This window comes from Peptococcaceae bacterium (assembly GCA_024655825.1).
Lineage (GTDB): Bacteria > Bacillota > Peptococcia > DRI-13 > PHAD01 > JANLFJ01.
In genome coordinates this window covers 1-10,443 of sequence record JANLFJ010000065.1, presented here as the reverse complement: position 1 = coordinate 10,443, position 10,443 = coordinate 1, and the positions used below count along the sequence as shown (strand labels likewise).

Below are 10,443 nucleotides of genomic sequence, written 5' to 3'. Positions count from 1 at the left end.
AAAGTGGTACAAAAAATATTAGCGTTTTTGGTACATTTGATATTGACGTTTACACCTATGAGGCTGCTCTGCCCGATTTGAACCTTATTAACCCCGTAAGGGGGCGACATAAGGGGATGGAGGGCCCTTTCTTTTTTGCATTATTAAGTTAAACAAATACAAGTTAAACATTGTTGTAAGTTAAACATTGTTGTATTGACAAGGAGATGCCGGGGTGATAGAATTGCCTTAGAATTAATTGAACGTTCAGTTAGAATGTTTGTCTACGGGGTGTTATGATATGGGAAAACAAGTTCTGTTTTGGCCGGAGCTGTTCAAAGAAACGGACAAAGGCTTGGTATTGGTTGCCAACAAATGCAAGAAATGCGGAGCGGTGTCGTTCCCCAAGAACGAACTCTGCGTTTTTTGCCTTGGAGAAGAGATGGAAGAAGTGGAACTGAGCAGGAAGGGAATTTTGTACTCATATACCATTACCCGGGTGCCTGTGGACAAATGGACAGCCCCTCATGCCATTGGGCAGATTTCCATTCCGGAAAACCAGCTTAGGATAGTGGCGCCGCTGATAATGGAGGATGAAAATGATACCTTCAACATCGGCGATGAACTGGAAATGGAGATTGCGAAATATTGGGATGACGGGGACAACGAGGTTATGGGATATAAATACCGCCCGGTGAAAAAGAAAGGAGGGAAATAAAACAATGCGGGAAGTAGTTGTCCTTGGTATTGGGCAAACCACCTTCGGGAAGACACCTGAGTACACAGCGATCCAGTTGGGCGTTAAGGCTGCGAAGGCAGCCATTAAAGATGCGGGCATAGACCCGAGAGAGTTGCAGGTCTGCTATGGCTCCAGAGTGTATGACGCCACGCAGACCATTGAGGATATTATGAAAAACCTCGGCGTTACGGAACGCGAGATGCATAACTGCGAAAATGCCTGCGCATCCGGCGGTACAGCCTTTAATCTCCTCTATAAGGATATCGCCAATGGCGTATATGACATAGGCATCGTGGTTGGCTGTGAGTCAATGACCACCTGCAGCAAGGCGGGACAACTGGTCGGAGCGGCTCCCGGCGATCTAAACGGAACCATGGGCATAACCATGCCGGCTAATCATGCTCTTACCGCTCACCGCATGATGGCCACCCGGGGCATTACCCTGGAGGATATCGCCTATCCTTCGGTAAAAAATCACCGCCATGGCATCTTAAACCCTTATGCCCAGTACCGCAAGGTTTTGACCACGGAGCAAGTGTTGAATGCCAGGATGATTTCCGATCCCATAACCACGCTTATGTGTTGTCCTGTTTCAGACGGCGCCGCCGCGGCAATCCTTTGTACCAAGGAGTATGCCAGGAAGCACACAACCAGGTTTATCAAGGTCGCGGCTTCTAAGGTTTTAACGGCCTCATACCTGCCATGGGACCTGGATACCGTAACCCGTCCCACCTTGACCAAGCTGGCCTACATGGCCTACGAGGCCGCGGGCATCGGCCCGGAGGGCCTGGATTTGATTGAGCTCCACGACGCGTTTTCCCCTGAGGAGTTATATACCTATGAAGCGTTGGGACTCTGCAAAGTCGGCGAGTGTCTCAGTTTTATACGTTCCGGTAATGCGGAAATTGGCGGAAAGCATCCGGTAAATCCCAGCGGCGGGCTTTTGTCTCTCGGACATCCCCTAGGCGCATCTGGGGTCAGAGTAGTCTGCGAGGTGACGCAGCATCTAAGAGGCGAAGCAGGTGAACGTCAGGTGCAGGGCGCTAAGACAGGAATGGCGGAAATGGTCGGTGGATATCTGACCGGCCTGGGTTCTCCTGCCGTAGGTTCAATCACCATCCTAAGCGCATGAGGAGAGAAATCCTGTGTTAAAAGAGCTTCTGCATATTGGTTTTGTTGTTCGCAGCATTGACGAAACGATGAAATCCTTGTTAAAGCTTGGGGCAGTCGAGCTGGGGCGGAAAGCGTTCCCTGAAACAGGGCAGACATCAGCACTGATTTCCATCGGCAATACCAGATATGAACTCATGGAGCCATTGGGAGAAAATGGGGTGGTGCCTAAGTATTTGGAGAAGCATGGAGAAGGCTTCCACCATATCTCCTTTCTGTGCGGCAACGTGGATGAGGAATGCGCCCGCTTGGAAAGAGAAGGAATCAAGGTTCTTAACAAAACGATCGGCGATGGGAAGCACAAATTTTTCACCCATCCCAAAAGCAGCGGGGGCATTATTTATGAGATTTCCGAACAATACGACTGATGTCGGCCCGTTTATTGATACTGACTTAATATGGGGGTCTTCAAATGGAAGAATTGAAAAATTATCTATTGGAAAACTATAAGGAAACGTATGATTATTCCAACCTGGTTTGGAGAGGCGGTCTGAGCGAATTGCCTCCTGCCATCATCACTTGTGCCATAACGGGAAGCAACGCAGGAAAGGAAGTAAACCCAAACCTTCCCGAGCTTCTGGAGGAACAGGTTGAGCAAACATACGAGGCATACAAGGCCGGCGCCAGCATGGTGCACATTCACAGGAGGGACCCTCGTAACCCCTGCGAAATGACCAATGACCCGGAGATGTACCGGGAAGTAAACAAAAAAATCCGGGAAAAGTGTCCGGACATAATTATCAACAATACAGCTGTCTGCGGGCGCAAGCGGACCAGCGACACAACCCTTAGCGAGATGATGCTCACCTCGATCTATGCTGAGCCGGAGGTTGCCAGCATTGATACATCAAATTATTGCTCAATCCAGAGGCTACCTAAAAGACTTCCTCCGCTGTTCGGCAGAGATGAGGATGTTATCCGGGAAAGCTGTTACAGCATCAGCGATTCCGAGGTCAAAAAAGCCATTGGGCTGATGACCGAGCGGAATATCAAACCCGAGTTCGAGTGTTTCCAAATATCTGACATTCATTACGTAAACCGGCTGATGAAAAGCGGTTATCGGGATTTGTTTGGCGGCCCGCACTTGGTCCAGTATGTATTCACGCCAGGGAGCGGCTGGCCTACGGCGGAGTATATGACCATGGTAGTCAAGGCAGTCCCGAGAGGATGCATACTGAGCATCGTCGCTACCGGCGCGCAGCAATTCCCTGTGTTGACTCAGGCTCTTTGCATGGGACTTCACGTGAGAGTGGGGATGGAGGACAATGTATATATAGAACGAGGCAGACTGGCGGATAGCAATGCCCAGCTGGTAGAAAAAATAGTCAGGATAGCAAAAGAAATCGGGCGCAAGATCGCTACGCCCGCACAGGCAAGATACATGATGGGGTTGCCCCAGACCCCCAAAAAATGGGATTAAGAAAGAAAATTGTTCCTCAAAACCTTTTAAGGGCTATATTTATTAATTAAAATAAATTAATTTATAGGAGGAATAGTTATAATGAAATTACCTGCAAACTATGGCAAGCCTTCGCATGAAAAGTACAAGGACGAAAACGGAAATCCAATTGAATTGGAACCCAATTTTAACGGCAGGTATTATTCCCATCCGGGAATGATTCCTCACATTCCTTTTGAGGAATACGCCCCCAAATTTAAAGATTTTTATACTTTTAAACTGGAGGACGGTATTTTGGAGGCTCGATGGCATACGGAGGGAAAGCCGGCCATTTGGACGCAGCCCTTGCACAGGGCTATCTGGCAGCTTTGCATGTACGTCGGCCAGGACCGGGATATTGAAATCTTCATATTTGGCGGCTCTGGAGATGAGTTCATCCATGCCCAGGACCCAAACAGGCTTAGCGATGAAAAGCATTTGTGGTGGATGTCTTACGAAAACATGTATTACGACGGCTGCAACAACTGCGAAGGCATAGTTTTTGATGTGGAGATTCCCACCATCGGCGTCATCAATGGCGGCGGCTGGCATTTTGAAAACCAGCTCTTCGCCGATATCACCCTCATGGCCGAGGAAGCCTTCCTCATAGACCCACATTACTATGTGAATATGGTGCCTGGCGACGGCATCCAGATTGCGCTGCGCGAATGTCTTGGCATTAAGCGCGCCAATTACATGATGCTTATGAACCAAAGAATTGACGCCAAAATGGCTCTGGAGTACGGATTGGTCAATGAAGTCTTGCCCCGTGAAAAGATTTATGACCGGGCCTGGGAGATTGCCCGTCACCTGATGCGGGCTTCCAGCCATACCCGGCGCGTCACCACTCAGGTGCTGAGAGCGCCTTGGAAGAAAGCCCTCTCATGGGAACTGCGCCATGCCTTTGGAACAGAGATGTGGCAAACCTGTACCCAGAGGCCCAAGCATGAGACCGGTCCATGGCGTGAGCTTACCAAAGACATCAAAAAATAACGGTTGATAGATTCCCAAGCCGCAGCTGTGGCAAAAGCCGATAAACTCCATGCACCTCGAGGTCCCTCCGCAAAGCGGTGCATGGGGTTTATATGGCACATTCGACTAATTTGGAATTCAGGTAAGGGTTGGGGGAGGGGGAAGATTGTCGCATGAACCGCTTGAGGGAAAAAGTGTGCATAATTACCGGCGCTGGCAGCGGGATAGGGAAAGCGACGGCAGAAGTCTTCATCCGGGAGGGCGCAAGGGTAGCGGTTGTAGACGTTGATAAGGCAGCCATGGAGGGAACCGTTGCGCTGTTGAAGTCACAGGGAGGCGAGGCGATTGGGTTAAAAGCAAACATATGTTTTCCGGAAGACTGCGAGCGGGTGATGGAACAAACCGCTGAGACCTGGGGCCGGATAGATGTGGTCGTCAACAATGCAGGTATTGGCGACATGTTTATGGGAACGATCAATACCAGTGATGAGCACTGGAAGAGGGTTCTGGAGGTCAACCTCACAGGAACATTTTACATCTGCCGGGCTGCTGTCCGTCATATGGCCGGCAAAGGAGGGGTGATTGTCAATGTCTCTTCCGTTGGCGGCGTTTATGGGTGCGCAGGCGCGAGCTATTCTGCCGCCAAGGCAGGCGTAATAGGCTTGACCAAAAATATTGCCATGCAGTATGCGGGCAGGGGTATCAGGTGCAATGCAGTCTGTCCCGGCACTACAGTCACACCGCTGCTTGCGTTGGGAAACAGGGATGAATTTGACAGCGACATGATGAAGGCGGCGGGCAAGCATTTTGATAAGACCATCCAACCGGTTCAGCCTGAAGACCAGGCAAAAGTGATCCTGTTTTTTGCCTGCGATGAGTCCAAAGCTATCACAGGTCAATGCCTGGTCTCGGACAACGGCAGATTTCTCTAGACCAGAGGGGAGATTTATGAGAAGAGTAGAGGGGAAAGTGGCGCTGATCACGGGTGCCGGTTCAGGCATCGGAGAAACTACGGCCAAGCTTTTTGCCAGCGAAGGGGCAGTAGTAGGGCTTGTTGCCCGCAGGGAAAACACGCTTCTGAGGGTTAAGGAAGAGATAGAGGCCGAGGGCGGGAAAGCCTTTTATATAGTTGCCGATGTCGGCACTCTGGAAGGGTGCGAAAAGGCGGTTTCGTCTACCGTTAACGAGTATGGCAGAATTGACATATTGGTGAATAACGCCGGGATTACTGACCAGAACAGGTCTACCGTCAACACCACCGATGAGATCTGGGAGAAGGTCATTGCGGTCAATCAGACAGGAGTGTTTTACATGTGCAGGGCGGCATTGAGATATATGGAGAAACAGGGCGCCGGCGTCATAGTCAATGTTTCCTCAATTGCCGGGGTATACGGCAACTCGGGCGCCGCCTACTCCGCCTCAAAAGCCGCGGTTATTTCCCTCACGAAAAACATAGCGATTCAATATGCCGGCAGCGGCATTCGCTGCAACGCCGTCTGCCCCGGCAGGACACCCACGGCTTTCAATTCGCCGGAGGCGTTGGAGCATTTTGACAAGGGAATGATGGAAATCACCAGGAGGCACTATGACTTCTCGCTGCCTAAAACCGAGCCGATAGACCAGGCTAAGGCAATTCTGTTCTTTGCCTGTGATGAGTCCAAAGCGGTCACCGGGCAGTATCTGGTAATCGACAATGGGATGTGTCTGTAGCTTTCTTGTCAAAAAAAGAAAAGAATAAAGAAAAGAATAATAAATCGATCAATTGTCAAAATGCCTTTGCGCGCCCTGGTCGGTCAAATCACTCCAAGTGAAAGGGAAGAGAGCTTATATGACCAATGAATTCATAGGAACCTTAGGAATTATCATCATGTTGTTCCTGATGTTTCTGAACATACCTGTCGGTTTTGTCATGGCCTTGGTGGGTGTTACCGGTATTGCAATACTTGTGCATCCCGGAGCCGCACTTAGCATTCTTAAGACTGTGCCTTACACAACGACAGCGGCATATAGTTTAAGCGTTATCCCTCTTTTTGTGCTGATGGGCGAGTTTGCCTTGATGGGCGGGATCACCAAAAGCCTGTACAATGCTTTTTATAAGTGCATTGGTCATTGGAGAGGCGGATTGGCGATCGCCACTATTCTCGCTTGCAGTCTTTTTGCCGCCATAACCGGTTCCAGCCCTGCCACGGCGGGTGCCATGGGCAAAGTTGTCTTGCCGGAGATGCGCAGGTTCCGTTATGAAAGCGGTTTTGCCGCTGCCACCGTTGTAGCCGGCGGCAGCCTGGGCAGTTTCATTCCGCCCAGCGTGGTTGCAGTGATTTACGGCATCCTTACTGAACAGAGCATTGCAAAAGTCGTTTTAGCCCTTTTCATTCCAGGTTTTACCCTCGCCTTTATGTATATGATAACGGCTTTCCTCATCGCCTACCGTTACCCCGATTTGGCCCCTCCCGGCCCGCGGCACAGTTTTAAGGAAAAGGTGCTGGCTATTAAGGAAATTATGGGCGTGGTGATAATATTTCTGGTTAGCATGGGCGGTATATACCTTGGCGTTTTCACGGCCACAGAAGGCGCGGCGGCCGGCGCGTTTTTGACGCTGATGTACAGCTTGTTAAACAGGAATTTCACTTGGAAAAAATTCATTAACTGCCTAGTGGAAACAGGCAGGGTTTCCGGCGTCGCCTTTACTATATTCATTGGCGCCATGATTTTCAGCTATTTCATGTCCTTGTCGCGTTGGCCGATGATGCTCGCAGAATTCATTGGCGGCATTCAGGCTTCTCCTACTACCATCGCCTTATTTATCGCGCTGGTTTATATAATTTTAGGGTGCTTTATGGACAGCCTGGCAATGCTGTTTGTTACTGTACCTATTTTCTTCCCGATCATCGTGAAGCTGGGTCTTGATCCCATTTGGTTCGGGGTGCTGGTTATCGCCTGCGCGGAGGCGGGTCTGATCACCCCGCCGGTAGGCATGAATCTTTTTGTCGTTCAAAGCATTTCGGAGGACGTAAAGCTGGAAACAATCTACCAGAAGGTCATCCCCTATGTGGCGACCATGGTCATCTTTCTTGTCGTGCTGGTATTCTTCCCGCAATTGGCCTTATGGATACCTCACGCGATGAAGCAATGAAAAGGGTTGCATATTATAGCCTGCCGATGTCAGTGTATTAATTGCAAGACATCAAAGCGGGCAGCGTTATATTTAAGTCTAACATGAAGGGGGGCAAGCGTTACCGAAGGTTCAAGATTAAAGAAGGCGTTAAGTGTTTAGGGAGAACAATTAAGCTTTAGAGGAGGGCGAGTAATAATGTTCAAAAAGAAGCCGCTGGTTGTTGTGGTAGTATTAATTGTTATTGGCCTGCTCTTTGTCGCGCTGGGCGGATGCACCTCAAAATCATCAGGCGACAAGGCCCAGTCTCAGTCCACGGCGAGCAAGCCGCAAGTGATCGAGTTGAAATTCAGCCACCATGACCCAACGACAGGTTCAACGCATTTGGGGGCGCAAGAGTGGGCAAAGCTGGTGGAAGAAAAGGCTCAGGGTACGGTGAAGATCACAATCTACCCTGCGGAAACGTTGGCGAAGACCAAGGATTCCTATGATGCGTTAATCGGCGGTGTGTCCGATATTGGCTGGATTGCCACCGCCTATTATCCAGGACGCTTTCCAATGACCGAGGCGGCCGAATTGCCTTTCTTGGGCTTCAGCAGCGTGGAACAAGCCTATAAGGTGCTGTGGGACCTTTACAATAATACGGACTACATTAAAAAGGAATTCTCGGAAGCAAAAGTGCTTCTCATGTATTCCACAACCCCAAATGTGGACATCGGAAGCAATAAGCCAATTCGCACCCTGGAAGATCTTAAAGGGCTTAAAATCGCTACTATACCCCTCAATATGATAAACTTCCTAAAACAGGCCGGCGCCTTGCCCGCGTCATTATCAGCGCCCGATATTTACGAAGGCATGCAAAGGGGCGTTGTCAATGCTTACATCATGCCGTGGGCGGCTACAAAAAATTTCCGCTATGCGGAGGTTTCAAAATATCACACCAATGTCAGGTTTTCGATTGGCGTGCGCTGGGTCGCCATGAACAAAAAGACCTGGGAATCCTTGCCTGATGTCGCCAAGAAAGCCTTTGAGGAATGCGGCGGTGTTTATGGAGCCTCTGTTTTCGCCAAGCCTATGCAGCAGGCGGAAGACACGGTCATAAAAGAGATAAAGGATAATAAGGAGAAAACTTATCTCGAACTCACCCCTGAAGAAGAAAAACGGTGGAAGCAAGTGGCAAAAGAAGCGATCTGGGAAAAATGGATCAAAGATAAGGAAGGCCAGAACCTGCCCGGGAAAGCTGTATTGGAAGAAGTGCAGAAGGCGATCGAGAACTATGCCGGCAAATAGCTTGCCAATAGCCTGACGGTAGGGGGTTATGCTTTGTTTAGAGAGATTGCCCTTAAACTCCAAAAAAGCGGCTTAATAGCCTCAGGTTTTGTCTCGAAGGTAGGAACCGGTTTTCTGTTGGTGTGCATGTTGATAACCGTAGTAAACATTGTCCTGCGGTATTTCGGCACAGGAATAGCTGGTTCAGTTGAACTAGTGGAGTTTGCAATGGTTATAATCGTTTTTTTCTCAATAGGGCATATACAGGCTATCAAAGGTAACATAGCCGTAAAGTTTCTGTATAACCGGCTGCCTGAGAAATGGCGTTCATTCCTTGACCTTTTAAGCTCAATAGTAACATTTTTGCTGTATTGTCTGTTTGTTTATGCCGCTGTGCTTCAGACCGCGTATATATATAAGGTCAAAGAAATAAGTACGGTTTACGGCATTCCCAAGTATCCTTTCTTCGGCTGCATGGCGTTTGGTTTGATGGTGCTGTGTTATATCCTGTTGGGTGACTTCTTGGTGTTTCTATCAAATTTACTGCACAAAGATCACAATGACTAAATATGCCCATGAAAGATAATTGCGGTTTTTAAAGCCAGTGTTGCCTCTTCATCAAAGGGGCGTTAGTGTGGCGCGTGCGGCATCAGATAAATAAAAATTGCCTGCTGCCAATAGACTCTTCGCCTTGACGGCGGCAATGATCTTGCGGGCCGTATCGGTGCCAAGGGCAAGTGGGTTGTTATAAAAACAGCCTCCCAAGGCATCGCGGCCGGCCCGTTGATCCGCATGCGCCCAGCTGCTTTAGAAAAACAATTATTAATCTAGCTTATGTAAACGCTTTACCACAGCCTGCAGTTTTTTTGGCTGGTAGTATTTTTCAATTGCTTCGCTGGTAAGACCAATCCCCCGCAGGCAATAAAGCACAGCATGCTCAAACAACTGTCGCTTCGGGATGTCGAAATCGAAAATCGGCTTCCCCGACAGGTGCGACAGGGTTAATCCCATGGCAACTTGAATTGTAAGCTGAATGAGGTTTTTTGGTGCTATAGGAAGCTCAATGATCTCTCCTGCCTGGTATCCAGCACGGAAACAGGAGACAATAAAGTCGTCCGCCAGGTATTTTTCGAGGTTTTGGTGGTGCTGGTACGCAAATTTCGTATCGCCGATCATGCTGCGGAACAGGAGTTTGTTAAAGGCTTTTTTCTCCGCGGCGTGTCTTCGCTTTTCGACGAAAAGCACGCTGTGCAAGAAGTCATAAACACACAGCACCAACGCCTCGGTCCCCGGTCCCAGCGCCTCCATCTCGGCCCTGGTCGGGCTAACCTCATCATAAGTTGAATGCAGCACGGCGTCATAGAGCGCCTCTTTGTTTTCAAAATAGGCGTAAAGCAATGCTGTCGATACGCCGGCTCTTTTGGCGATGTCCTTGATCGAAGTTCCCCTGAATCCGGTTTCACTGAAAGCCAACCGGGCTGCCTGGATAATTGACCGCCGGCGTTCTTCTCCGGGAAGCTTTGACATGGTTTCCGTCAACTCCTCTGAATTATGGTGCGGAAAGGTAAATTGGCAACGCAATACATGACGGCTTTCAGAAAGAATCTCTTACTGACCAATCATTCAGTTGCTTATATTATCACCATATATATGCTCTGTCAATAGTATGTTCGGATTAAACTGGATTGTGTGATAACCGCCGGATTTCCATTCAAAAAGCCTGGGGCCATCAAACTGCCGGGACAAGCGGGAGTTTGGTGGCCT

The 10,443-nt window shown here is 49.2% G+C and carries 11 protein-coding genes; 10 read left to right on the top strand and 1 reads right to left on the bottom strand.

Annotated elements, in window-relative coordinates:
• The first annotated feature begins 280 nt into the window (after positions 1 to 280).
• The 10 genes from NUV48_15020 (at position 281) to NUV48_14975 (ending at position 9,246) form a co-directional block, all read left to right on the top strand.
• Positions 281 to 697 (top strand): zinc ribbon domain-containing protein, encoded by a 417-nt coding sequence (locus NUV48_15020; protein MCR4443444.1) that lies wholly within the window; start codon positions 281 to 283, stop codon positions 695 to 697.
• 4 nt (positions 698 to 701) lie between these two features.
• Positions 702 to 1,850 carry a thiolase family protein gene (locus NUV48_15015; protein MCR4443443.1) on the top strand — a complete coding sequence of 383 codons (1,149 nt, stop codon included), beginning with the start codon at positions 702 to 704 and terminating at the stop codon, positions 1,848 to 1,850.
• A gap of 13 nt (positions 1,851 to 1,863) precedes the next feature.
• A complete protein-coding gene (locus NUV48_15010) occupies positions 1,864 to 2,256 on the top strand; it encodes a VOC family protein (protein ID MCR4443442.1) in 393 nt (130 codons plus the stop codon).
• 44 nt (positions 2,257 to 2,300) lie between these two features.
• Positions 2,301 to 3,308 carry a 3-keto-5-aminohexanoate cleavage protein gene (locus tag NUV48_15005; protein ID MCR4443441.1) on the top strand — a complete coding sequence of 336 codons (1,008 nt, stop codon included), beginning with the start codon at positions 2,301 to 2,303 and terminating at the stop codon, positions 3,306 to 3,308.
• An 81-nt stretch (positions 3,309 to 3,389) separates the two neighbouring features.
• A complete protein-coding gene (locus tag NUV48_15000) occupies positions 3,390 to 4,319 on the top strand; it encodes an enoyl-CoA hydratase/isomerase family protein (GenBank protein MCR4443440.1) in 930 nt (309 codons plus the stop codon).
• A 152-nt stretch (positions 4,320 to 4,471) separates the two neighbouring features.
• Entirely contained in the window at positions 4,472 to 5,230 is a 759-nt protein-coding gene (locus NUV48_14995) for an SDR family oxidoreductase (protein ID MCR4443439.1), read from the top strand.
• A 16-nt stretch (positions 5,231 to 5,246) separates the two neighbouring features.
• A complete protein-coding gene (locus NUV48_14990) occupies positions 5,247 to 6,008 on the top strand; it encodes an SDR family oxidoreductase (GenBank protein ID MCR4443438.1) in 762 nt (253 codons plus the stop codon).
• A 118-nt stretch (positions 6,009 to 6,126) separates the two neighbouring features.
• Entirely contained in the window at positions 6,127 to 7,431 is a 1,305-nt protein-coding gene (locus NUV48_14985; GenBank protein MCR4443437.1) for a TRAP transporter large permease, read from the top strand.
• Positions 7,432 to 7,608: 177 nt separating this feature from the next.
• Entirely contained in the window at positions 7,609 to 8,700 is a 1,092-nt protein-coding gene (locus NUV48_14980) for a TRAP transporter substrate-binding protein (protein MCR4443436.1), read from the top strand.
• 33 nt (positions 8,701 to 8,733) lie between these two features.
• Positions 8,734 to 9,246: a TRAP transporter small permease gene (locus NUV48_14975; GenBank protein MCR4443435.1), complete on the top strand. Its 513-nt coding sequence runs from the start codon at positions 8,734 to 8,736 to the stop codon at positions 9,244 to 9,246.
• Positions 9,247 to 9,501: 255 nt separating this feature from the next.
• Here the strand turns inward: NUV48_14975 and NUV48_14970 are convergent, their stop codons facing one another.
• Positions 9,502 to 10,206, bottom strand: a complete 705-nt coding sequence (locus NUV48_14970; protein MCR4443434.1) for a TetR/AcrR family transcriptional regulator — start codon at positions 10,204 to 10,206, stop codon at positions 9,502 to 9,504.
• Positions 10,207 to 10,443 lie beyond the last annotated feature (237 nt).